The sequence below is a fragment of the Pseudomonas sp. USTB-Z genome, assembly GCF_019691255.1.
GTDB lineage: Bacteria > Pseudomonadota > Gammaproteobacteria > Pseudomonadales > Pseudomonadaceae > Aquipseudomonas > Aquipseudomonas alloputida.
This window is the reverse complement of sequence record NZ_JAECZP010000018.1, coordinates 1-23,487: the sequence shown is the minus strand read 5'-3', so window position 1 is coordinate 23,487 and position 23,487 is coordinate 1. Positions and strand designations below refer to the sequence as shown.

Annotated in this window: 22 protein-coding genes; 15 read left to right on the top strand and 7 right to left on the bottom strand. The window is 62.0% G+C overall.

Features of this window, described 5'->3' with window-relative positions:
• Position 1: 1 nt before the first annotated feature.
• The 4 genes from I8746_RS19600 to dksA all read right to left on the bottom strand — a co-directional run bounded on the left by I8746_RS19600 (position 2) and on the right by dksA (position 4,779).
• Entirely contained in the window at positions 2–2,977 is a 2,976-nt protein-coding gene (locus I8746_RS19600) for a sensor histidine kinase (protein ID WP_012053738.1), read from the bottom strand.
• Positions 2,961–3,137 carry a hypothetical protein gene (locus I8746_RS19595; protein WP_003250005.1) on the bottom strand — a complete coding sequence of 59 codons (177 nt, stop codon included), beginning with the start codon at positions 3,135–3,137 and terminating at the stop codon, positions 2,961–2,963. Before I8746_RS19595 ends, I8746_RS19600 begins: the two co-directional genes overlap by 17 nt.
• Positions 3,138–3,381: 244 nt before the next feature.
• Positions 3,382–4,269 (bottom strand): tRNA glutamyl-Q(34) synthetase GluQRS, encoded by an 888-nt coding sequence (gene gluQRS / locus I8746_RS19590; protein WP_003250007.1) that lies wholly within the window; start codon positions 4,267–4,269, stop codon positions 3,382–3,384.
• A 63-nt stretch (positions 4,270–4,332) separates the two neighbouring features.
• On the bottom strand, positions 4,333–4,779 hold the full coding sequence (gene dksA / locus I8746_RS19585; protein WP_003250009.1) for an RNA polymerase-binding protein DksA: 447 nt from the start codon (positions 4,777–4,779) through the stop codon (positions 4,333–4,335).
• A 210-nt stretch (positions 4,780–4,989) separates the two neighbouring features.
• Between dksA and I8746_RS19580 the strand changes: the two genes are divergently transcribed.
• Positions 4,990–6,162: a pyridoxal phosphate-dependent aminotransferase gene (locus tag I8746_RS19580; protein ID WP_014592393.1), complete on the top strand. Its 1,173-nt coding sequence runs from the start codon at positions 4,990–4,992 to the stop codon at positions 6,160–6,162.
• The gene (gene sfsA, locus I8746_RS19575; RefSeq protein WP_221100957.1) at positions 6,162–6,875 is read left to right on the top strand and encodes a DNA/RNA nuclease SfsA; all 714 of its coding nucleotides are present in this window, start codon (positions 6,162–6,164) and stop codon (positions 6,873–6,875) included. The genes I8746_RS19580 and sfsA overlap by 1 nt, the downstream gene beginning before the upstream one ends.
• Here sfsA and I8746_RS19570 read toward each other — a convergent pair.
• Positions 6,841–7,182, bottom strand: a complete 342-nt coding sequence (locus I8746_RS19570) for a Rieske (2Fe-2S) protein (protein ID WP_221100956.1) — start codon at positions 7,180–7,182, stop codon at positions 6,841–6,843. The two genes, sfsA and I8746_RS19570, sit on opposite strands and share 35 nt — an antisense overlap.
• A gap of 148 nt (positions 7,183–7,330) precedes the next feature.
• Between I8746_RS19570 and I8746_RS19565 the strand changes: the two genes are divergently transcribed.
• The 4 genes from I8746_RS19565 (at position 7,331) to I8746_RS19550 (ending at position 11,005) form a co-directional block, all read left to right on the top strand.
• Positions 7,331–8,215, top strand: a complete 885-nt coding sequence (locus I8746_RS19565) for a hemin ABC transporter substrate-binding protein (protein WP_192907668.1) — start codon at positions 7,331–7,333, stop codon at positions 8,213–8,215.
• A 50-nt stretch (positions 8,216–8,265) separates the two neighbouring features.
• A complete protein-coding gene (locus I8746_RS19560) occupies positions 8,266–9,249 on the top strand; it encodes an iron ABC transporter permease (RefSeq protein ID WP_178085903.1) in 984 nt (327 codons plus the stop codon).
• Positions 9,249–10,016 carry a heme ABC transporter ATP-binding protein gene (locus I8746_RS19555; protein ID WP_003250021.1) on the top strand — a complete coding sequence of 256 codons (768 nt, stop codon included), beginning with the start codon at positions 9,249–9,251 and terminating at the stop codon, positions 10,014–10,016. The genes I8746_RS19560 and I8746_RS19555 overlap by 1 nt, the downstream gene beginning before the upstream one ends.
• Positions 10,017–10,120: 104 nt before the next feature.
• Positions 10,121–11,005 carry a ChaN family lipoprotein gene (locus tag I8746_RS19550; protein WP_221100955.1) on the top strand — a complete coding sequence of 295 codons (885 nt, stop codon included), beginning with the start codon at positions 10,121–10,123 and terminating at the stop codon, positions 11,003–11,005.
• Between the two features lie 180 nt (positions 11,006–11,185).
• Here I8746_RS19550 and I8746_RS19545 read toward each other — a convergent pair whose 3' ends face one another.
• Both I8746_RS19545 and I8746_RS19540 read right to left on the bottom strand, forming a co-directional pair.
• Positions 11,186–11,464: a TfoX/Sxy family protein gene (locus I8746_RS19545; protein ID WP_010955337.1), complete on the bottom strand. Its 279-nt coding sequence runs from the start codon at positions 11,462–11,464 to the stop codon at positions 11,186–11,188.
• 157 nt (positions 11,465–11,621) lie between these two features.
• On the bottom strand, positions 11,622–13,184 hold the full coding sequence (locus I8746_RS19540) for a bifunctional aminoglycoside phosphotransferase/ATP-binding protein (RefSeq protein WP_221100954.1): 1,563 nt from the start codon (positions 13,182–13,184) through the stop codon (positions 11,622–11,624).
• A 115-nt stretch (positions 13,185–13,299) separates the two neighbouring features.
• Between I8746_RS19540 and mrcB the strand changes: the two genes are divergently transcribed.
• The 9 genes from mrcB to msrQ all read left to right on the top strand — a co-directional run bounded on the left by mrcB (position 13,300) and on the right by msrQ (position 23,174).
• On the top strand, positions 13,300–15,621 hold the full coding sequence (mrcB, locus tag I8746_RS19535) for a penicillin-binding protein 1B (RefSeq protein WP_221100953.1): 2,322 nt from the start codon (positions 13,300–13,302) through the stop codon (positions 15,619–15,621).
• 15 nt (positions 15,622–15,636) lie between these two features.
• A complete protein-coding gene (locus I8746_RS19530) occupies positions 15,637–16,437 on the top strand; it encodes a M48 family metallopeptidase (protein WP_012053728.1) in 801 nt (266 codons plus the stop codon).
• Positions 16,437–16,769, top strand: coding sequence for a YqcC family protein (locus I8746_RS19525; RefSeq protein ID WP_003250034.1), 333 nt, complete (start codon positions 16,437–16,439; stop codon positions 16,767–16,769). The genes I8746_RS19530 and I8746_RS19525 overlap by 1 nt, the downstream gene beginning before the upstream one ends.
• A gap of 408 nt (positions 16,770–17,177) precedes the next feature.
• Positions 17,178–18,902, top strand: a complete 1,725-nt coding sequence (locus tag I8746_RS19520; protein ID WP_003250036.1) for an acetolactate synthase 3 large subunit — start codon at positions 17,178–17,180, stop codon at positions 18,900–18,902.
• Between the two features lies 1 nt (position 18,903).
• Entirely contained in the window at positions 18,904–19,395 is a 492-nt protein-coding gene (ilvN, locus tag I8746_RS19515; RefSeq protein ID WP_003250040.1) for an acetolactate synthase small subunit, read from the top strand.
• A 56-nt stretch (positions 19,396–19,451) separates the two neighbouring features.
• Positions 19,452–20,468 carry a ketol-acid reductoisomerase gene (ilvC, locus tag I8746_RS19510; RefSeq protein WP_003250043.1) on the top strand — a complete coding sequence of 339 codons (1,017 nt, stop codon included), beginning with the start codon at positions 19,452–19,454 and terminating at the stop codon, positions 20,466–20,468.
• A 150-nt stretch (positions 20,469–20,618) separates the two neighbouring features.
• Complete coding sequence (gene pssA / locus I8746_RS19505) at positions 20,619–21,470, top strand: CDP-diacylglycerol--serine O-phosphatidyltransferase (protein ID WP_003250045.1); 852 nt, start codon at positions 20,619–20,621, stop codon at positions 21,468–21,470.
• 79 nt (positions 21,471–21,549) lie between these two features.
• Entirely contained in the window at positions 21,550–22,563 is a 1,014-nt protein-coding gene (msrP, locus tag I8746_RS19500; RefSeq protein WP_017147957.1) for a protein-methionine-sulfoxide reductase catalytic subunit MsrP, read from the top strand.
• Complete coding sequence (gene msrQ, locus I8746_RS19495) at positions 22,563–23,174, top strand: protein-methionine-sulfoxide reductase heme-binding subunit MsrQ (protein ID WP_012053726.1); 612 nt, start codon at positions 22,563–22,565, stop codon at positions 23,172–23,174. The genes msrP and msrQ overlap by 1 nt, the downstream gene beginning before the upstream one ends.
• The last annotated feature ends 313 nt before the right edge of the window (positions 23,175–23,487 follow it).

Sequence of the window (23,487 nt, the reverse complement as noted above, 5' to 3'; positions counted from 1 at the left end):
TTCAATTCTCTCGACGGTCTCGAATTTCAGGGGACGTCGCTACGACATGCCGGGGCAGGGTCACGCGGATCCGGGTGCCACGTTGCCGTTCGATATCGGCCGGGCTGTCGATGGTGATTTGCCCATAATGCTCTTCCACGATGGAATAGACCAGAGCGAGCCCCAGTCCGGTTCCTTCGCCCGGGTCCTTGGTGGTGAAGAAGGGTTCGAACAGGCGGTCCATGATGTTCTTCGGAATCCCGCTGCCTTCGTCTTCGACGATCAGGTCGACGGTGTGCTCGTTAACCTCGCTGCGCACGCGCACGGCGCTACCGGGCGGCGAGGCATCGCGGGCGTTGGAGAGCAGGTTGATCAGCACCTGGGCCAGGCGCTGCGGGTCACCTTCGGCCCAATGGTCCGGGTCGCAAAGGTTGAAGAACTGTACTTCGAAATTGCGCCGGTTCAACGCCAGCAGACCGATGGCGTCTTGTGCCACTTCGGCCAGGCACACCGGTTCCTCGCTGTTCTGGTGGCTGCCGCCAGCATGGGCGAAGCTCATCAGCGACTGGACGATGCGCGATACGCGCTTGGTCTGGTCAAGGATCTGGCTGGACAACTCGATGATTTCACCATCGCCTTCGCGTTCCTCGCGCAGGTTTTGCGCCAGGCAGGCGATGCCGGTGATCGGGTTGCCGATCTCGTGGGCCACGCCGGCGGCCAGTCGGCCGATGCTGGCCAGGCGCTCGGAGTGCACCAGCTTGTCTTCCAGTGCCTGGGTTTCGGTAAGGTCCTCCACCAGCAATACCAGCCCGCTGTTACCGGGTGCCAGTGGCTCGTCGATGGCTGCCTTGTGCAGGTTCAGCCAGCGTGGCTGGCCGTCCAGCGCCAGGCGCTGTTTGTGCAGGTGCTCGTCGGGCACGTTGATGAAGCCTTGCAGCAGGCCGCGCCAAGGCTCGTCGATGGTGACCAGGCGCGAGCCGACCACATGCTTGGCGGCGATGCCGGTGAGCTCTTCCATGGCCTTGTTCCACATCAGGATTTCCTGGTCCTTGGCCAGTGAGCAGACGCCCATGGGCAATTCCTGCAGGGTCTGGCGATGGTAGCGGCGCAAGGCATCGAGTTCGGCGGCCAGCCCGGTCAGGCGCGAGTGGTAGTCTTCCAGGCGGCTTTCGATGAAGTGGATGTCTTCGGTCACGTAGTTTTCGTTGCCGGACTTGTACGGCAGGAAAGTCTCGACCATGTCCTGGGCCACGCTCGGCCCCATCAGGCCGGACAAGTTGGCTTCGATGCGGTCGCGCAGGCGGCGCAGGGCATAGGGGCGGCGTTCGTCGAACGGCAGGTAGAGGTCGCGCAGTGCTTGCTCGACTTCCTTTTGCGCGGCCTTGGCGCCCAGCGGCTTGGCCAGCTGGGTGGCGAATTCCTGCGGCGAGGCGGCGTGCAGCTCGCGGCGCTGCGGACGGCGCACGTTATCCACGGCACAGGCTTCGGCCGCGCTGACCTCTTCGGTGCTGGCGTTGGTGAACAGTGAGATCAGGGTGAACAGCAGCACGTTGGCCGCCAACGAGGCGATGGCTGCCATGTGCCAGCTGGTGTCGTCCAGCACATAGATCATGTCCAGCAGCGGGATGTAGAAACCCTGCAAGTTGCCGAGAAGCGGCAGCAGCATGGTCACCATCCACACCAGAGTGCCGGCCAGCAGCCCGGCGATGAAACCGCGGCGGTTGGCGGTTGGCCAGTAGAGTACCGACAGCACCCCAGGCAGGAACTGCAAGGTGGCGACGAAGGCGACGATGCCCAGGTTGGCCAGGCTCTGGTGGTAGTTCTGGCTCAGGTAGAACATGAAGCCGGCAGTGATGATGGCGACGATCAATGCACGGCGGGTCCACTTCAGCCAACGGTAGATGTTGCCTTCGGCCGGGGGCTGGTAAAGCGGCAGCACCAAGTGGTTCAGGGCCATGCCCGACAGCGCCAGGGTGGTGACGATGATCAGGCCGCTGGCTGCCGACAGGCCGCCAATGTAGGCCAGCAGTGCCAATGCCTGGTTGTTGGCGGCGATGCCCAGGCCCAGTGTGAAGTACTCGGGGTTGGTGCTGGCGCCCAGGCGCAGGCCGGCCCACAGCACCAGCGGCACGGCAAGACTCATCAGCAGCAGGAACAGCGGCAGGCCCCAGCTGGCGCTGACCAGCGAGCGCGGGTTGAGGTTTTCGGTAAAGGCCATGTGGTACATATGCGGCATGACGATGGCCGAGGCGAAGAACACCAGCAGCAGGGTGCGCCATGGGCCTTCCTGCAGGGGGGTGTGCAGGGCGGCAAGGGCGGTCTGGTTCTGCAACAGCCAGACTTCCAGCTCGTGCGGGCCGCCGAATACGCCATACAAGGCATACAGGCCGATACCGCCCAAGGCCAGCAGCTTGATCACCGACTCGAAGGCGATGGCGAAAACCAACCCCTCATGCTTTTCGCGCGTGGCGATGTGCCGCGAGCCGAAGAAGATGGTGAACAGAATGATCAGCGTGCAAAAGGCAAAGGCCACCCGGGCCTTGACCGGTTCACCGGTAAGGATGCTGATCGAGTCGGCCACCGCCTGGATCTGCAGGGCCAGCAACGGGAGCACGCCAATCAGCATGATGATGGTGGTCAAGGCCCCGGCCCAGGTACTGCGGAAGCGGAAGGCCAGCAGGTCGGCCAGGGATGACAGCTGGTAGGTGCGGGTGATCTTGAGGATCGGATAGAGCAGCACCGGCGCCAGCAGGAATGCGCCAGACACCCCCAGGTAACAGGCAAGGAAGCCGTAGCCGTACTGGTAGGCCAGGCCAACCGAGCCATAGAAGGCCCAGGCACTGGCGTAGACGCCCAGCGACAGGGTGTAGGTGAGTGGGTGGCGAATGATCGAACGCGGGATCAGCCCGCGCTCGCTGATCCAGGCCACGCCGAACAGCACCATGAGGTACCCGGCGCTGATCAGGATCATCTGGGTCAGGCTAAAGCTCATCGGCATCTCTTTGGCTCTGCAGGATGAAGGTGACGACGATCAGGATCAGCCAGAGCAGGTAGGGGCGGTACCAGGCTCCGGTCGGTTCGATCCACCAGTCCATGATGGCCGGGGAGAACAGGTAGATCCCCACGACCAGAAGCAGGACCAAACGATAGATGTACATGCTGGCCTCGATGGTTGGGCGCTGCGGGCTTGAACTTATTATTGGCGCAAATGGCAGGGGGGATGCTAGCGGGATTCCACAGTGTTCGCCAAGGGTTTGAATTTATTGGGCTTTTGTTTTTAGGGGGGCTTTACCTGTGCCGGCCCTTTCGCGGGCATGCCCGCTCCCACAGGTAGACCACAGGCCTTGAAGGCGGCGTGGTTCCTGTGGGAGCGGGCGCGCCCGCGAAGAGGCCGGTAAAGTTTCAGCGCAGATCAGCCTCTGGCACCGTGGTCCGCTGCGCGATGGCTTCCGGCCGCCATTGCGTGCGCGCGACTGCCAGCACCTCTGCCGGCGTCGCCAACAGCAGTTCCGGGTCTGTCTCCTGCCCCAGCGCCCGCAATGCCCGCAGCAGCAGGGGGGTAGCATGCTCCGCCTGCAGTGGCGGTGAACGGTACGACTTGCCCAGCTTGTGCCCATCCGGCTGCACGATCAGCGGAATATGCAGGTAACGCGGCTGTGAGAAGCCCAGCAACTCCTGCAGGTACAGCTGGCGCGGGGTGTTGTCGAGCAGGTCGGCACCCCGCACGATGTCGGTAACACCCTGCCAGGCATCGTCCAGCACCACGGCCAGCTGGTAGGCGTACAACCCGTCACGACGCTGGATGACGAAGTCGCCCACCTCACGCCCCAGGTGTTGCTGGTACTCACCCTGCACTCGGTCGGTAAAGCGGTAGATCAGCTCTGGCACCCGCAAGCGGATGGCCGCCCCTTCACGGGCATGCCCGGCATTACGGCAAAAGCCCGGGTAGATGCCGTTGTAGCGTTCCAGTTGCTTGCGCGAGCAGGTGCATGCATACGCCAGGCCCATGTTGAACAGGCGGTCTACCACGGCAGCATAGGCATCGTGGCGCTGGCTCTGGAATACCACCTCGCCATCCCAGTGCAGGCCATAACGTTCCAGCGTCTGGAGGATGGCATCGCGGGCGCCGGGCATTTCCCGGGGTGGGTCGGTGTCTTCCATGCGCAGCAGCCAGCGGCCGTTGACGGCGCGGGCATCGAGCCAGGAGGCGAGGGCGGCGACCAGCGAGCCGAAGTGCAGGAAGCCGCTGGGGGTGGGGGCGAAGCGCCCGATGTAGCTGGAGTCGGTCATGGTCAGGCTGGGCATATAAATGAAACGGGGCGCATGATGCGCCCCGTTCAGGTGGAAGAAAGATCAGCCTTTGCCGACCGTTTTTTCCTTTTTCTCGGCAATTTCCTTGCAGTCGAAGCACAGGTCGGCGGTAGGGCGGGCTTCCAGGCGGCGCAAGCCGATCTCGATGCCGCACGACTCGCACCAGCCGTACTCTTCGTCCTGAATCTTCTGCAGGGTTTTATCGATTTTCTTGATCAGCTTGCGCTCGCGGTCGCGGTTGCGCAGTTCGAGGGCAAACTCCTCTTCCTGGGATGCGCGGTCTGCGGGATCTGCGAAGTTGGCTGCTTCTTCTTTCATATGGTCAACGGTCTTGTCGACGCCGACCATCAGCTCTTGCTTCCAGCCAGTGAGGATCTTGGTGAAGTGCTTGCGCATGGGCTCACCCATGTACTCCTCACCCTTGGTCTCCTGATAGGGTGCAACCCCATAAAGATTCTGGTTGGCTTTTTGCTTTTCTAGGGTGGACATGAATAGACCGCCTCTCACTCATCTGATCCAATGCGCAGGATGCTCCATCTCCGGCGACCGCCGGCCCTGCGACTGCGAGCCGCCGAACTTACCAGATAGATCGGGGGTGCGCTACCCCGCCCGATCCTGCTAATTGACACCGGCCTGAGCGGTACGTTCGGTGGTGTGCAGAGGTAGAATCTCCAGTTTAGACCCAATTGAGAGAAGGTCATGGCCCAACCCTACAGTGCGCGCAGCCGCGCCATCGAACCTTTCCACGTCATGGCGCTGCTGGCCCGGGCCAACGAGCTGCAGGCGGCCGGGCACGACGTGATCCACCTGGAAATCGGTGAGCCGGACTTCACCACGGCCGCACCCATCGTCGCGGCCGGCCAGGCCGCGCTGGCCGCCGGGCACACGCGCTACACCGCCGCACGCGGTCTGCCGGCACTGCGTGAGGCAATTGCCGGTTTTTATGGGCAGCGCTATGGCCTGAACATCGACCCGGAACGCATCCTTATTACCCCAGGTGGCTCCGGCGCGCTGCTGCTGGCCAGCAGCCTGCTGGTGGACCCGGGCAAGCACTGGCTGCTGGCCGATCCGGGTTACCCGTGCAATCGCCACTTCCTGCGTCTGGTCGAGGGCGGGGCCCAATTGGTACCGGTGGGCCCGGATGTGAACTATCAGCTGACTGCCGACCTGGTTGAGCGCTACTGGGACAAGGACACCGTCGGTGCACTGGTCGCTTCGCCGGCCAACCCGACCGGTACCGTGCTGGGGCGCGAGGCGTTGGCCTGCCTGGCCAAAACCACCCATGAGCGGCATGGCCACTTGGTGGTGGACGAGATCTACCACGGCCTCACCTATGGCATGGACGCGCCGAGCGTGCTGGAAGTCGACGACTCGGCATTCGTCCTGAATAGTTTTTCCAAGTATTTCGGCATGACCGGTTGGCGCCTTGGCTGGTTGGTGGCCCCGCCCGGTGCGGTAGCCGACCTGGAGAAACTGGCGCAGAACCTGTACATCAGTGCGCCGAGCATGGCCCAGCATGCCGCGCTGGCCTGTTTCCAGCCCGAGGCGCTGGCCATTTTCGAAGAGCGCCGCGCCGAATTCGCCCGCCGTCGCGACTACCTGCTGCCCGCCCTGCGTGAACTGGGCTTCCGCATCGCCGTCGAGCCGCAAGGCGCGTTCTACCTGTATGCCGATATCAGCGCTTTTGGCGGGGACGCGTTCGCATTCTGCCGACACTTCCTGGAAACCGAGCACGTGGCGTTCACGCCGGGCCTGGACTTCGGTCGCCACCTGGCCGGGCACCATGTGCGCTTCGCTTATACCCAGAGCCTGCCGCGCCTGGAAGAAGCGGTGCAGCGTATTGCCCGTGGCCTGCAGAGCTGGCAAGGCTGATGCGTTTCTCTCCTTCACTCGAGCAGGGCCGCCTGTTGCGTCGCTACAAGCGCTTTCTGGCTGATATCGAACTGGCCAGCGGCGAGCAGATGACTATCCACTGCCCGAATACCGGCTCCATGCTCAACTGCATGCGTGAAGGTGGGCAGGTGTGGTTCAGCCGCTCCAACGACCCCAAGCGCAAGCTGCCAGGGACCTGGGAAATCAGCGAAACCCCCCAGGGGCGGTTGGCCTGCGTGAATACCGGCCGGGCCAATGCGGTGGTCGAAGAGGCCCTGCGCGCCGGCACAATCACTGAACTGGCCGGTTTCACTGCACTCAAGCGCGAAGTGGCCTATGGCGAGGAAGGCAGCCGTATCGACTTTCGCCTGGAGTTCGAGGGTGCCCCGGCCTATGTCGAGGTTAAGAGTGTGACGCTGGGCTACCCCGACACTGCAGTTGCGGCCTTCCCTGATGCGGTGACTCAACGTGGTGCGAAACACTTGCGTGAGCTGGCAAAGCTGGCCCGGCAGGGCGTGCGGGCCGTGCAGCTGTATTGCGTGAACCTGACCGGTATCGACGCTGTGCGCCCGGCTGAAGAAATTGATACAGCCTACGCCCAGGCGCTGCGCGCTGCCGTAGCGGACGGGGTGGAGGTGCTGGCCTACGGCACTCGGCTGGACGCCGAGGGTATCGTCATCAATCGCCGCTTGCCGGTGCTGCTGACCCCTTGAACCAGATGCCCTGGCTGTCTTCGTGGCAGCCCAGGGGCTGCAGCTGCTCACCCTCACAGGGGCCTGCCACGCATTCGCCGTTTTCTATCAGGAACAGCGCACCGTGATGGGCGCAGTGGATGAGGCTGGCGCTGTCATCCAGAAACGCGTCCTCTGCCCAGTTCAGCGGGATATCCCGGTGCGGGCAGCGGTTGCGGTACAGGTACACCTGGCCTTGGCGACGCACGCCGAACAGTTCGAGGCCGTCTACGCTGAAGGCGCGGCTTTGGCCCTCGGCCAGGCCGAGGGATGTACAAAGGAAGTGCATGGCAAGGATGACCCGTGAAACGCGTGATGGCTTGACGCTCCAATGCGAATAATTATCAAATTGATCGCATTCGCTGCGCCCGGCTGCCTATGGTGCGCAGTTCCGCCGCTCGCCACAAGGCGTGTAGCCCGCCTTCAGAAGGAACCCGATGATGCGCCGTCCAGCTGCTTTTCTCGCTCTGTGTGCAAGCCTTGTGCTCTCTACCCAAGCCTTGGCAGCCGAGCTGCCGCAACGCTGGGTCAGCGCGGGTGGCGCCTTGAGCGAGTGGATAACCGCATTGGGAGGTGAAGCGCGCCTGGTCGGTGTGGACACTACCAGTCAGCACCCGGCCTCGTTGAAAGCCTTGCCCAGTGTGGGTTATCAGCGACAACTGTCGGCCGAGGGCATTCTCAGCCTGCGCCCGGATGTGCTGGTGGGCACCGAGGAAATGGGGCCGCCACCGGTACTGGCGCAAATCCGCAAGGCCGGCGTGCGGGTCGAGTTGTTCTCCAGCAAGGCCGAGCTGCCGGCTGTAGATGAAAACCTCAGGCACCTGGGGCAGTTGCTCGGTGCAGAGCAGCAAGCGTCCGCGCTTGCTGCGGACTACCGCCAGCGGCTCGATGCGTTGCATGCCAACGTCAAGCTGGCCCAGGCCGGGCAGCAGGCTCCTGGGGTGTTGCTGCTGGTCGGCCATGCCGGGGCCAAGCCGCTGATCGCCGGGCAAGGCACTGCCGGTGACTGGCTGCTGGACCAGGCGGGTGGGCGTAACCTGGCCGCGCACCCAGGCTACAAGAACTTCTCCAACGAAGCCTTGGCGGCGCTTGACCCGGATGTGATCGTGTTTTCCGACCGGGCGCTGGCCGATGAGCAGGCCTTGCAGGCGCTGTTGAAAGAAAACCCCGCGCTGGCTGCTTCGCGGGCCGTGCGTGAGAAACGCCTGGTCTCACTGGACCCGACGCTGCTGGTCGGCGGGCTCGGGCCTCGGCTACCGGCGACCTTGCAGTCGCTGGCAGCCACCTTCTACCCGGCTGCTCAGGCCAGCTTCGCACAATGAAACAGCGGGTCTCTCCACGTACGTTGTTCATTAGCCTGAGCCTGCTGTGCCTGTTGGCAATCTGGCTGTCACTGGCGCTGGGGCCAGTCAGCCTGCCGATGTTCGATACGCTGCGCGCTGGCCTGCGCCTGTTGGGACTGCCCGTTTCCGAAGATGGCCTGCAGCAGGCCGAGATGATCCTTGGTCAGATCCGCCTGCCGCGCACCCTGTTGGGGTTGGCGGTGGGCGCGGTGCTGGCGCTGTCCGGGGTGGGCATGCAGGGGCTGTTCCGCAACCCGCTGGCCGACCCCGGGCTGGTAGGGGTTGCCGCCGGCGCTGCGATGGGGGCAGCGGTTGCCATTGTTGGCGGCGCCTGGTTTGGCGGCATGCCGGATGCTTTCGCGCCTTATCTGCTGTCGTTCTGCGCGTTTGTCGGCGGGCTTGGGGTAACTGCGCTGGTCTACCGCCTGGGGCGCCGCGATGGCCAGACCAACGTCGCCACGATGCTATTGGCTGGCGTGGCCATGACCGCGCTGGGGGGCGCGGCCGTGGGGCTGTTCTCTTACCTGGCCGATGACGCCACCTTGCGCACGCTGACGTTCTGGAACCTTGGCAGCCTCAATGGCGCCAGCTATGAGCGGCTGTGGCCATTGTTGCTGGTGGCGACAGGGGTGGCGGTGTGGCTGCCGCGCCGGGCCAAGGCGCTGAATGCCCTGTTGCTGGGTGAGTCGGAGGCGCGTCACCTGGGCGTTGACGTGGAGCGGCTCAAGCGTGAGCTGGTGTTCTGCACGGCGCTGGGCGTGGGGGCGGCAGTGGCGGCAGCCGGGTTGATCGGCTTCATCGGCCTGGTGGTGCCGCACCTGGTACGTCTGCTGGCCGGGCCTGATCACCGTGTGGTGCTGCCTGCCTCGCTGCTGGCCGGCGGTGTACTGATGTTGTTCGCCGACCTGGCGGCGCGGCTGCTACTGGCGCCTGCCGAGCTGCCGATTGGTATCGTAACGGCCTTCATTGGTGCGCCGTTCTTCCTGTTCCTGCTGATGCGAGGGCGCGGCTGATGTTGCATGTAGAGGGCCTGTACCTGCGCAGGGGCAGCAATGAGGTGCTGCACGACATTCACCTGCAGTTGCCTCCGGGGCAGGTCGTGGGTGTGCTCGGTCCCAACGGTGCCGGCAAGAGCAGCTTGCTGAGTGTGCTGTGCGGTGAACTGGCGCCCGACCGCGGGCGGGTAACGCTGCAGGGCCGCCCGCTGGCCGATTGGGCCGGACAGGAACGGGCAAGGCGCCTGGCAGTGTTGCCGCAGGTGTCCAGCCTGGGTTTCTCGTTTCGGGTGGAGGAAGTGGTAGGCATGGGGCGCATGCCTCATGGCACCGGTCAGCGGCGCGACGCGGAAATTGTCGAAGCGGCGTTGCGGGCGGCAGATGCCTGGCACCTGGTAGAGCGCAGCTACCTGGCGCTTTCCGGTGGCGAGCGCCAACGGGTACACCTGGCCCGCGTGCTGGCGCAACTATGGCCGGGGGAGGAGGGCAGCACGTTGTTGCTCGACGAGCCGACCTCGATGCTCGACCCGCTGCATCAGCACACCACCCTGGAAGCCGTACGCCGCTTCGCCGACTGCGGTGCTGCAGTGTTGGTGATCCTGCATGACCTGAACCTGGCAGCACGTTACTGTGACCGTATCCTGTTGCTGGAACAGGGGCGCTGCCACGCGTTTGCCACGCCCGAAGAGGCACTGACCCCAGCGGCACTGAAGGCGGTGTACGGTATTGACGTGTTGGTGCAGGCGCACCCCGAGCGCGGGCACCCGCTGATCATCACCCGTTGATGTTCTCAACGCGTGCAGGGCCTTTGTGAAAGTGGCCTTGTCTTGCGACCGGCCCGCCCCCGGTGCAGGCCATTTAAAGTGTGGATGACATGGAGTAACTGCCGATGCGACACCCGATGCTGTCCGGTTTCTCGCTGTGCCTGGTACTGGCGATAGGCGGCTGTCAGGCCAGCCTGCCGCCGTTGCCCGCCTGGCAGAGCAGTGAAGGTCGCACGCACGCCGAGCTGGGAAAGATTGTCGACCTGTCCAATGAGCAGGTCATAAGCCCTGAAACGCTGGTGCAGCGCCTGGCTGATGCACCCCGAGTGCTTGTCGGCGAGAAGCATGACAACCCTGACCATCACGCGCTGCAACTGTGGCTGCTGCGCGCTCTTCAAGGCCAGCGCACTCAGGGCAGCCTGTTGCTGGAGATGCTGCAGCCCAGCCAGCAATCGCGGGTGGACAAGCTGGTGGGGCAGCCTTTGCCGGAAGACTTGCCCAAGGCACTGGCCTGGCAGGAGGGCTGGGATTGGCAGTTGTACGGGCCGATTGTCACCGAAGCCTTGCAGCATGGGGTGACGTTGCTGGCCGCCAACCTTTCGCCCGCCGAGATGCGTCAGGCCTATCGACAGCCGGCGCCGGTGCAGGGCGAAAAGTCCAATGCACCCGCGGTAAAGGCTGCTTTGCTGGAACAGGTGCGCGCCGGGCATTGCGGGATGCTGCCGGAAAACCAGTTACCGGCGATGCTGGCCGTTCAGCAGCAGCGCGACCGGCGCATGGCCGAGCGCTTGCAGGCGGCACCGCAACCGGCACTGCTGTTTGCCGGGGCTTACCATGTGCGCAAGGACCTGGGCATACCCTTGCATCTGGCTGACCTCGGGGCGACGGGGGAGAGCAAGGTATTGCTGCTGGCTGAGGTGGGCGAGCGAATCGAGCCTGGCGAGGCTGATTATGTGTGGTACACGGCGGCGATGCCGGAGCAGGATTATTGTGCGCAGCTGCGGCATTGATACTGAAAAAGCACAGGCAAAAAAAGACCCGGCAAATTGCCGGGTCAATAACCGTGATTAGCCTGATGAGGAGATAATCTGAGAGTCCGAACCAGGGGCTCTTAGCTTATCCAACCAGTCTCGCGACCAGTTGTGATAATCATAACAATTCTCATTTAGCCGTCAATCCCTTTACCCCGATTATTTTGGTTTTTTTTGCGTAGGGTTTTTCGCGTCCAATTGTTGATTGAGTGCTTCCTTGCGTTCGAGCGGCAAATCGTTCCAGTGCATGTCCAGCAGGGCGCCTTCAATGGCATACAACAGCACCTTCGATGCACGGAACCCTCGTGTCTTCACGGCCTGGTACGCACCCACCGCGCCCAGGCGGCGCAAATCCGATGCACTGTGGATGCCGGCTGCATGCAGCCACTGCGCAGAAGTCTTGCCAAGGTTCTTCAGATGCTGCAATTCATCGTTCATCGAGCCTCCTTGCGATGGCTGAACGGGAATGGGGGATAAATCGCGAGCAGGTCTGAGAGGAGTGTAGCGGGCGTTGGGAAATATGCGGCTTTTTGCCATCGGGTGATGAGCGGCCTGTGCCTGCCCCTTCGCGGGCAGGCACGGGAAGATGACGAACTTACAGGCCAGGCAACCGCTGGCGAATCTGCTCGATCACTTGATCCATGCTGCCGGCAGCCTGGGTATCGACGCGGGTGCTGTGCACCAGCTCCTGCGCATCCAGCGCCTCACGGCTGGCCTGCTGGGCCTTGATCACCTCCAGCGTGGCATCCGAGGGGTCGCTGTTTTCAGCCTGGCGCTGCTCCAGCCAACTGGCGATGACCGCCTCTGGCGCGTGGCAGTCGAGGATGAGGAACGGCACGCCGGTCTGGCTGGCAACCTCTGCCGCAGCCTGGCGTTGCTCACGCTTGAGGTAGGTGGCGTCCAGCACCACCGGGAAACCGGCGCGCAGCACGGTCGCTGCCACCTCGTGCAGGCGCTGATAGGTCGCTGCGCTGGCCTCCTGGTCGTATATGCCCGTACTCAGCTGGCCGGCATCAGCCTGCTGCTGTTCGCCGAACAGGCGCTTGCGCTCTACGTCCGAACGCACGCGCACTGCACCCAAGGCCTCGACCAGGCGCATGGCCACGTGACTTTTGCCCACCGCCGAAACACCATGGGTGATGGCCAGCAGGCGCGACGGGATGGCGCTGTAGCTTTCGGCCAGGTTGGCGTAGTTGCGGTAGGTGCGCAGGGTGGTGGCACGCTGCACGCCATCAGCGTCGGCCGGCATGCTGAACAGTGCGACCTTGGCCCGCACCAGCGCGCGGTAGGCTTTGTAGAAGTTGAGCAGTTCCAGGCCTTCGTAATCCCCCGTCAGTTCCAGGTACTGGCTGATGAAGCGCCGGGCCAGGCATTTCAGGCCGCGGTCTTCCAGGTCCATGGCCAGGAAGGCGGTGTCGGCGTAGACGTCGGTCAGTCGGAAAGGCTCGTTGAATTCGATGCAATCGAAGATCACCACCTTGCCATCGATCAAGGTGGCGTTGCCCAGGTGAATGTCACCGTGGCACTCACGGATGAAGCCATTGGCCTTGCGCTTTTCCAGCAGCCCTTGCAGGCGCTCGAAGCTGCTGCGGGCCCAGGCCTGCAGGGCGTCAAGTTGCTGCAGATCGGCTTTGTCGCTGAGGAATGGGCGAATTTGCTCGAAGTTCTGCTCCACCGGGGCCATCACGCTCTCTGGCGTGCCCAGCGGGTGCTCCATCGGCACACGCGGAGCCTGAAGGTGAAAATCGGCAATCTGCCGGGCCATCTGGTCGATGTGCGTGGCGTTCAGTTCGCCATTGGCCTGCAGGGTGTTGAGCATCTGCCCTTGGGGGAACTGGCGCATCTTCAGCGCGTACTCGATGGCTACGCCTTCGCCACCGATCTGCGGTGCGTCGACGCTACCGGTGATGGGCAACACTTCCAGGTACAGGCCTTCGGTCAGGCGTTGGTTCAGGCGCAATTCTTCGTTACAGAAATGCTGGCGCTGGTCCAGTCCGGTGAAGTCCAGGAAGCCGAAATTCATCGGTTTCTTGATCTTGTAGGCGTATTCGCCAGTGAGCAGGACCCAGGAGATATGCGTCTCGATGAGCTGAAACCCCTCCACGGGGTGAGGGTACAGGGCAGGGTTCTGCAACGCAGTAATAAGAGCTTGGCTCACGGCAAATCCTTCCGGGGCAAGGGAATTCGAATGCGCCATTATGGTCAATGGTGCCGTCCCTGCCTACCGCCGGGCCGTCTGCCCAGCCTTTATAAAGTGCGTATAATCCGCCGCCATGACCCGAACCCGAAATTCCCGCCCCCCTCAGAAACGCCCGACCGGCCGCTCCCGCGCCTGGCTGGGCTGGGCTTTGAAGCTCAGCCTGGTTGGCCTGGTGATCGTCGCTGGCTTCGCGGTTTACCTCGATGCCGTCGTCCAGGAAAAGTTCTCCGGCAAGCGCTGGACCATCCCGGCCAAAGTGTATGCCCGACCGCTGGAGCTGTTCACCGGCCAGAAGTTGAGCAAGAACGACTTCCTCACCGAGCTCGATGCGCTCGGCTACCGTCGCGAAAGCGCGGCCAACGGGCCGGGCGCTGCGTCCGTCAGCGGCAATACCGTCGACCTCAATACCCGTGGCTTCCAGTTCTACGAGGGCATGGAGCCGGCGCAGTTCGTCCGTGTACGCTTCTCTGGCGATTACGTTGCGGGCCTTTCCGGTGCCAACGGCAAGGCGCTTGACGTGGTGCGGCTGGAGCCGCTGATGATCGGCGGCATCTATCCGAAAAATCTCGAAGACCGCATCCTGATCAAGATCGATCAGGTACCCAAATATCTGCTCGAAACCTTGGTGGCCACGGAAGACCGCGAGTTCTACAGTCACTTCGGCGTGTCGCCAAAGTCCATCGTCCGGGCCATGTGGGTCAACACGTCGTCCGGCTCGATGCGCCAGGGTGGCAGTACCCTGACCCAGCAGTTGGTGAAGAACTTCTACCTCAGCAGCGAGCGCAGCCTCAGCCGCAAGCTGACCGAGGCGATGATGGCGGTCCTGCTCGAACTGCACTACGACAAGCGCGAAATCCTTGAGGCTTACCTCAACGAGGTGTTCGTCGGCCAGGACGGTCAACGCGCGGTGCACGGCTTTGGTCTGGCGAGTCAGTTCTTCTTCAGCCAGCCGCTGTCCGAGCTGAAACTGCATCAGATCGCCCTGCTGGTGGGCATGGTCAAAGGCCCGTCCTACTACAACCCGCGGCGTCACCCCGAGCGTGCCTTGGCTCGCCGCAACCTGGTGCTCGACCTGGTGGCCGAGCAGGGCGTGGCCAGCCAGGCAGAAGTCGATGCGGCGAAGAAAATGCCGCTGGGCGTGACCAAGCGTGGCAGCCTGGCCGACAGCTCGTTCCCTGCCTTCCTCGACCTGGTCAAGCGACAGTTGCGCCAGGATTACCGCGACGAAGACTTGACCGAAGAAGGCCTGCGCATCTTTACCAGCTTCGACCCTATCCTGCAGATGAAGGCCGAAACCTCGATGAGCGAGACCTTCAAGCGCCTGGCGGGCCGCAAGGGGGCAGACGATGTGGAAGCGGCGATGGTCGTAACCAACCCTGAGACCGGTGAAGTACAGGCGCTGATCGGTAGCCGTCAGGCAGGTTTTGCCGGCTTCAACCGGGCCATCGATGCTGTACGGCCGATCGGCTCCCTGGTCAAACCGTCGGTATACCTGACTGCGCTGGAGCAGCCGAGCAAGTACACCCTGACCAGTTGGGTGCAGGACGAGCCATTTTCGGTCAAAGGGGCTGACGGCCAGGTCTGGCGCCCGCAAAACTATGACCGCCGCCCGCATGGCACGATCTACCTGTACCAGGGGCTGGCCAACTCTTACAACCTGTCGACCGCCAAGCTCGGCCTGGAAGTGGGTGTGCCGAACGTGATCAAGACCATTGGTCGCTTGGGCGTGAATGTCGACTGGCCAGCGTTCCCGGCCATGTTGCTGGGGGCGGGTGGCATGTCGCCGATGCAGGTCGCAACCATGTACCAGACCATCGCCAACGGCGGCTTCAACACGCCGATGCGCGGTATCCGCAGCGTGCTCACCGCCGAGGGCGAGCCGCTCAAGCGCTACCCGTTCCAGATCCAGCAAACCTTCGACCCGGGTGCCATTTACCTGGTGCAGAACGCCATGCAGCGTGTAATGCGCGAAGGTACAGGGCGTTCGGTGTACAACACCTTGCCACGCTCGCTGACCCTGGCGGGCAAGACCGGTACCAGTAACGACTCGCGTGACAGCTGGTTCTCCGGCTTCAGTCAGGATCTGCTGGCCGTGGTGTGGATGGGCCGTGACGATAACGGCAAGACACCGTTTACCGGCGCCACCGGCGCCTTGCAGGTGTGGACCAGCTTCATGAAGAAGGCCGACCCGCTGCCGCTGGATATGCCGCAACCTGACAACGTGGTGCAGGCCTGGATCGACCCCTACAGTGGCCATGGGTCTGATGCCAGCTGTCCGGGAGCGGTGCAGATGCCGTATATTCGCGGGAGTGAGCCGCCGGCCGGCGCAACCTGTGGCGGCGAGCAGGACCCAGTCGAATCGGTCATGGACTGGGTCAAGGGCTGGATGAATTAAGCACAGGCTGCATTGATGAGGTGTGACGTGAACAAGTGGCTGTTTCCTGCCGTGACGGCGTTGGCTGTGCTCCAGGGGTGCTCCAGCGTCCCGCGTGGCAATATTCCGGTGGTCGACTCGAGCACCCGCGTGTCCAACAGCGAACGCGTGACGGCCAACCGCTCGGCGGGTGGCTATAACACCGGCACCGCCCAGGCGCAGACGCTGCCGGAGGATTCCGGTGTCACCGTGATGATCCCGCAGGGCGCAGGCGCATCGGGCATCCAGACATTCCCGGCGGGCAATGGCGCTGCGCCGATCAGTACCTCGCCGATCACCCCGGGGCCGATCAGTACAGGACCTGTCAGTTCGGCGCCGATGACCACCAATCCAAACCCGATTGCCGATGAACCCTTCGACATTGCCGCGATGAACAGCACCCCGCAAAGTGCCAGTGCGCCAACCGGTATTCCGCGCAGCACCGCCACCGGTGGCCTGTCGGCCGACGAGCAGCTGGACGGTCCTGTGCTGGCACTGCTGACCACTGCGAAGACGCAGCAGGGCAGTGGCGACTTCAACGGTGCCGCCTCGAGCCTGGAGCGTGCCCAGCGCATTGCTCCGCGTGAGCCGCAGGTGCTGTATCGCCTGGCCCAGGTGCGCCTCTCGCAAGGTGATGCGGCGCAGGCCGAGCAGTTGGCGCGCCGCGCCCTGACCTACGCCAACGGCCGCCCAAGCCTGCAGGCAGAGCTTTGGAACACGATCGCCCAGGCCCGTGAAAAGCAGGGTGACAGCGCCGGCGCTGCGCTGGCCCGGCAAAAGGCGCGGGTCAATTCGTGATGATCGAGCAACGCGTGCTGGATATTGCCGACCACCTGCTCTTGATCGAGCGTGAGCTGCAGGTGCAAGGCTGGTGGGATGACGAGCCGCCAAGCGACGAGGCACTGGCCAGTACGGTGCCGTTCGCCGTGGATACCCTCAGTTTTGAGCAGTGGCTGCAATGGATCTTCCTGCCACGCATGAAGATCATCATCGAGCTGGGCCACCCGCTGCCCAACGCATCGAGCATCCTTGTCATGGCCGAAACCGTGTTTACCGACCGGCCGGAGCAAAGTCGTGAGCTACGCCGCCTGTTGGCAGCTTTTGACCAATTGATCGCTCCTTCCGCCTGATTTCTTCAGTTTTTCCGTCAAGGGCCGCAGATTGTGGCCCTTTTTTTTGGAAATCTTCTTAATTCTGCTGCTGAAGCGATTTTTAGTGGTGGCAGGAATTCATCTTGGGGAAAAATTGGCAATAATTTTTCTTGACTTGTTGGCGCCGAATCACAAGAATCCAACTTCCGCTGTAGAGGGACTGCCAGAAGCAGACCCGCTAAGCAGATCATGAGGTGCACACCCGCGCCGACCTGTTACACCCCGCAACGCGTTACCTCGCGCTGGGTGGGAAACCCCCGCAACACTCTGGGGATTTCCCAATACTTGCTCAGTCAGTGCTGACGTTCGCTCATGCTCTGCTTGGCAGTAAACCTATTAAGACCCGTCCAGTGAGGGCGGTATTCTGGCGTTTTAGAGGTGAACAACGTGGAGCTTTTATCTGGCGCTGAGATGGTCGTCCGCTTTTTGCGTGACGAAGGCGTTAAGCACATCTACGGGTACCCTGGTGGTGCTCTCCTGCATGTTTACGACGCTTTGTTCAAAGAACCGGAAGTGGAACACATCCTGGTTCGTCACGAGCAGGCGGCCACCCATATGGCGGACGGCTACGCTCGCGCCACCGGCAAGGCCGGTGTGGTGCTGGTAACCTCCGGTCCTGGCGCGACCAATGCCATTACCGGTATTGCCACCGCCTACATGGACTCGATTCCGATGGTCATCCTGTCCGGCCAGGTGCCTAGCACCATGGTGGGCACCGATGCCTTCCAGGAAACTGACATGATCGGTATCTCGCGGCCGATCGTGAAGCACAGCTTCATGATCAAGAATCCGACCGAGATCCCTGAAGTTCTGAAAAAAGCTTTCTACCTGGCGCAATCCGGTCGTCCAGGTCCAGTCGTGGTCGACATTCCAAAAGATATGACCAACCCGGCTGAGAAGTTCGAATACGTCTACCCGAAAAAGGTCAAGCTGCGCTCCTACAGCCCGGCGGTCCGCGGTCACTCCGGCCAGATCCGCAAGGCTGCCGAGATGCTTCTGGCGGCCAAGCGCCCGGTCGTCTACTCCGGTGGCGGTGTGATCCTCGGCGGTGGCTCCGAAGCCCTGACTGAAATTGCCAAGTCGCTGAACCTGCCGGTCACCAATACCCTGATGGGGTTGGGTGGCTTCCCGGGTACCGACCGCCAGTTCCTCGGCATGCTTGGCATGCATGGCAGCTACACCGCCAACATGGCCATGCACAATGCCGACGTCATTTTTGCCGTCGGTGCGCGTTTCGACGACCGCGTTGTAAACGGTCCGGCCAAGTTCTGCCCGAACGCCAAGATCATCCACATCGACATCGACCCGGCGTCTATCTCGAAGATGATCAAGGCCGACGTGCCAATCGTCGGTCCGGTCGACAGCGTGCTCAGCGAAATGCTCGGCATCCTCAAGGAAATTGGCGAGCAGCCTGACAAGGCTTCGCTGGATGCCTGGTGGAAGCAGATTGACGAATGGCGTGGCAATGGCGAGTTGTTCCCTTACGACAAGGGCGATGGCAACGTCATCAAACCGCAAAAAGTCATCGAGACACTGTGCGAAGTGACCAATGGCGATGCCTTCGTCACTTCCGACGTGGGCCAGCATCAGATGTTTGCCGCGCAGTACTACCGCTTCAACAAGCCAAACCGCTGGATCAACTCCGGTGGCCTGGGCACCATGGGCTTCGGCTTCCCGGCGGCGATGGGCGTCAAGCTCAACTTCCCGGATCAGGACGTGGCCTGTGTGACCGGCGAAGGCAGCATCCAGATGAACATCCAGGAGCTGTCTACCTGCATGCAATACGGCCTGCCGGTGAAGATCGTCAACCTCAACAACGGTGTGTTGGGCATGGTCCGTCAATGGCAGGACATGGCCTACAACGGTCGTCACTCGCACTCGTACGTCGAGTCGCTGCCTGACTTCATCAAGCTGGCTGAGGCCTATGGCCATGTGGGTATCCGCATCACCAGCCTGAAGGACCTCAAGCCGAAGCTGGAAGAAGCGTTTGCGATGAAGGACCGTCTGGTGTTCATCGACATCGCGGTTGACCGCAGTGAGCACGTCTATCCGATGCAGATCAAGGATGGCTCGATGCGTGACATGTGGCTGAGCAAGACGGAGCGTACCTGATATGCGGCACATCATTTCCCTGCTGCTGGAAAACGAACCAGGTGCGTTGTCCCGCGTGGTCGGCCTGTTCTCCCAGCGCAACTACAACATTGAAAGCCTGACTGTAGCGCCAACCGAAGACCCGACCCTGTCGCGTCTGACGCTGACCACCGTTGGCCATGACGAAGTGATCGAACAGATCACCAAGAACCTGAACAAGCTGGTCGAAGTGGTCAAGCTTGTCGACCTGTCGGAAAGCGCTCACATCGAGCGTGAACTGATGCTGGTCAAGGTCAAGGCCACCGGTGCCCAGCGTGCCGAGATCAAGCGCACCACGGATATCTTCCGTGGCCAGATCGTCGACGTGACCGCCAGCGTGTACACCGTGCAGCTGAGCGGTACCAGCGACAAACTGGACAGCTTCATCCAGGCGATCGGCACTGCATCGATTCTGGAAACCGTGCGCAGCGGCGTTACCGGCATTGCCCGTGGCGACAAAGTGCTCAGCATCTAAATCCAAAAAATTAGCGATGGCTCCGCAGGGGCCGAGATATAACCAGGGGTATTTTCATGAAAGTTTTCTACGATAAAGACTGCGACCTTTCCATCATCCAGGGTAAGAAAGTCGCCATCATCGGTTACGGCTCCCAGGGCCACGCTCAGGCGTGCAACCTGAAAGACTCCGGTGTAGACGTTACCGTCGGTCTGCGTAAAGGTTCGGCTACCGTTGCCAAGGCTGAAGCCCACGGCCTGAAAGTTGCCGATGTTGCTACCGCTGTCGCTGCGGCTGACCTGGTCATGATCCTGACCCCGGACGAGTTCCAGGGTGCTCTGTACAAGAACGAAATCGAGCCGAACATCAAGAAGGGCGCTACCCTGGCCTTCTCTCACGGTTTCTCGATCCACTACAACCAGGTTGTTCCGCGTGCCGACCTCGACGTGATCATGATCGCGCCGAAAGCCCCGGGCCACACCGTTCGCTCCGAGTTCGTCAAAGGCGGCGGCATCCCTGACCTGATCGCTATCTACCAGGACGCTTCCGGCAACGCCAAGAACGTCGCACTGTCCTACGCTTCGGGCGTGGGTGGTGGCCGTACCGGTATCATCGAAACCACCTTCAAGGACGAAACTGAAACCGACCTGTTCGGTGAGCAGGCTGTTCTGTGTGGCGGTACCGTCGAGCTGGTCAAAGCCGGTTTCGAAACCCTGGTCGAAGCTGGCTACGCGCCGGAAATGGCCTACTTCGAGTGCCTGCACGAACTGAAACTGATCGTAGACCTCATGTACGAAGGCGGCATCGCCAACATGAACTACTCGATCTCCAACAACGCCGAATACGGTGAGTACGTCACTGGCCCGGAAGTCATCAACGAAGAATCCCGCAAGGCCATGCGCAATGCCCTGAAGCGCATCCAGGACGGCGAGTACGCGAAGATGTTCATCTCCGAAGGTGCTACCAACTACCCATCGATGACCGCCAAGCGCCGCAACAACGCCGCTCACGGCATCGAAATCATCGGCGAGCAGCTGCGCTCGATGATGCCGTGGATCTCGGCTAACAAAATCGTCGACAAGACCAAGAACTAAGTCTTATCGAAAGATGAAAAACGCGGCTTCGGCCGCGTTTTTTCGTTCTGGCATCCAGCTTCTGGTATAAAGCAGACCAGTGGCTCGCTGTCAGAACCTGTTTCGCGGGCCCGTGTCGAACATTTTCCATCCTGTTGCAAGGTACCCTCCATGAGCGAACGTCCCGAAGAGCCGAACAAGCCCTCCGACGCCGAAAGCCTGCTACCTGTCGATGAGCACGTTGAAGAAGGGCATGACGCCGAAGGCCGCAAGGTGCGCCACCGCGGCATCTACCTGCTGCCCAACCTGTTTACCACCGCCAACCTGTTTGCCGGTTTCTATTCCATCATCAGCTCGATGAGCGCACAGAGCGCCCTGAGTGCCGGCGACCCGCGCGAGGCGAGCAAGTACTTCGCTTTTGCCGCTATCGCCATCTTCGTGGCCATGGTGCTCGATGGCCTGGACGGCCGCGTTGCGCGCATGACCAATACCCAGAGTGCCTTCGGTGCCGAGTATGACTCGCTGTCGGATATGGTCGCCTTTGGTGTGGCCCCGGCTTTGCTGGCCTTCGGTTGGGCGCTGGGTGACATGGGCAAGGTCGGCTGGATGGTTGCCTTCATCTATGTGGCCGGTGCCGCGTTGCGCCTGGCGCGCTTCAATACCCAGGTCGGTACCGCCGACAAGCGCTACTTCATCGGCCTGGCCAGCCCGGCTGCCGCAGGTGTGGTGGCGGGCACCGTATGGGCGTTCAGCGACTACGGCATCCAGGGCTCCAAGCTGTCGTTCCTGGTCGCGCTGCTGGTGGCTGCTGCTGGCATGCTGATGGTCAGCAACATCAAGTACAACAGTTTCAAGGAACTGGACCTCAAGGGGCGCGTCCCGTTCGTGGCAATCCTGGCGGTGGTGTTGGTGTTTGCCGTCGTGTTCAGCGACCCGCCGCGTATCCTGCTGTTGATCTTCCTCGCCTATGCAGCATCGGGGCCGATCCAGTTCCTGCTGAAGGCACGCCGTCGCAAAGCGTGAGAATCACTTAACGCTGGAATAACCTCACGGCTCCATAGTCTTACTGGTACATCCGTTACTCAGTGCTATGGAGCCGTTCATGCTTATCAAGCTTCCCAGGTCTTCCGAGTGCAAGGCGTCGGAGATCACCCCCGAAGGCATTTACCTTTCCCGTCGTACCCTGCTGGGTGGCTCATTGGCTGGCTTGGCGCTAGGCGCATTGCCGGGCGGGGTGGGCGCGGCGCAAGGGTCGCGTTATGCCGATGTGCAGGCTGGAGCCGCGCCGGCCTGGTTCACTGACAAGCTCGCGGCCACGCGCTGGCAAGCGGTGACGGTGAAGGACGAGGCGATTACGCCGTTCAAGGATGCCACTCACTACAACAACTTCTACGAGTTCGGGCCCGACAAGGGCGACCCGGCGGCCAATGGCGACAGCCTGAAGACCGAACCGTGGTCCATTGTGGTGGATGGTGAAGTGGGCAAGCCCGGACGCTATGCACTGGAGGACTTCGTCAAACCCTATCAGCTTGAGGAGCGGATCTATCGGCTGCGCTGCGTAGAGGCGTGGTCGATGGTCATTCCGTGGCTGGGGTTCCCTTTGGCTCAGGTGCTCAAGCAGGTCGAGCCGACTTCCAGTGCGCGTTATGTGCGTTTCGAAACGCTGAAGGATCCGCAGCATATGCCGGGGCAACGTTCTGGCTTCGCCTTGATCGACTGGCCTTATAGAGAAGGGTTGCGCCTGGATGAGGCGATGCACCCGCTGGCAATTCTCGCAGTGGGTATGTACGGCCGGGAACTGCCCAACCAAAACGGTGCGCCGTTGCGTTTGGTGGTGCCTTGGAAGTATGGCTTCAAGAGCATCAAGTCGATTGTGCGCATCAGCCTGGTCGCGGAGCAGCCCGGCACTACCTGGGAAGGGCTGGCGCCGGATGAATATGGTTTCTATGCCAATGTGAACCCGACAGTCGACCACCCGCGCTGGAGCCAGGCGCGCGAACGTCGTTTGCCCAGCGGGTTGTTCAGCCCCAACGTGCGGGAGACACAGATGTTCAATGGCTATGCCGATGAAGTGGCGTCGCTGTATACCGGGCTCGATCTGCGGAAGAACTACTGATGCGTTACCCCTGGTTTCGCTTGGCCATCTTTGTCGTAGGCTGCCTGTTCCCGGTGTGGTGGCTATATGAAGCGGCGATGAACCTGCTGGGGCCTGATCCCGGGAAGATCATGATGGATCGTCTTGGGCTTGGGGCGCTTACCTTCCTGTTGGTGACCTTGAGCATGACGCCACTGCAGAAGCTGACGGGCTGGTCTGGCTGGATCGTGGTTCGCCGGCAGCTGGGGTTATGGGTGTTCGCCTATATAGTGCTGCATATTCTGGCCTACCTGTTTTTTATTCTAGGGCTGGATTGGGGGCAGTTGGCGGTGGAGTTGCGCAAGCGCCCCTACATTATTGTGGGGGCGCTGGGGTTCCTGGGGTTGCTGGCGCTGGCGGTCACCTCGAACCGGTACAGCCAACGGCGGCTGGGCGCGCGGTGGAGGAAGCTGCACAGGTTGGTGTACGCGGTGCTTGGGTTGGGCTTGCTGCATTTCCTGTGGATCGTGCGTTCCGACCTTCGGGAATGGGCGATCTATGCGTTTATTGGGGCTGTGTTGATGGTATTGCGGATACCTGCTGTTGCGCGGGCTCTTCCCAGGGTTGCCAGGAAGCAGGGTAGGGCGGTTTGAGAGAGGGATGGGGGCTGCCAAGGGCCTGTCTTGAGATAGCAATGGCTGTGGGAGGGTGCCCGCCTTTGTTTCTCTGGCGCCTGCGAGATCGGGCGCCGCGCGCGTCCGGCTTGAGACATTCACCGCCTATGAGACCGAGCGCCGCGCGGGCGGCGCTCGGTCTCACAGGCGCTGAAACTGTCGTGGCAAACACTTGGCAGCTCCGATACGGTCTTTTCCCCTTATATTTCACTTTCTTGAAATTAAAGGTTGACGCCCTCTCGAATCCCCTTATAATGCGCCCCACTTCCAGCGACATCGGAACGAAAAACTC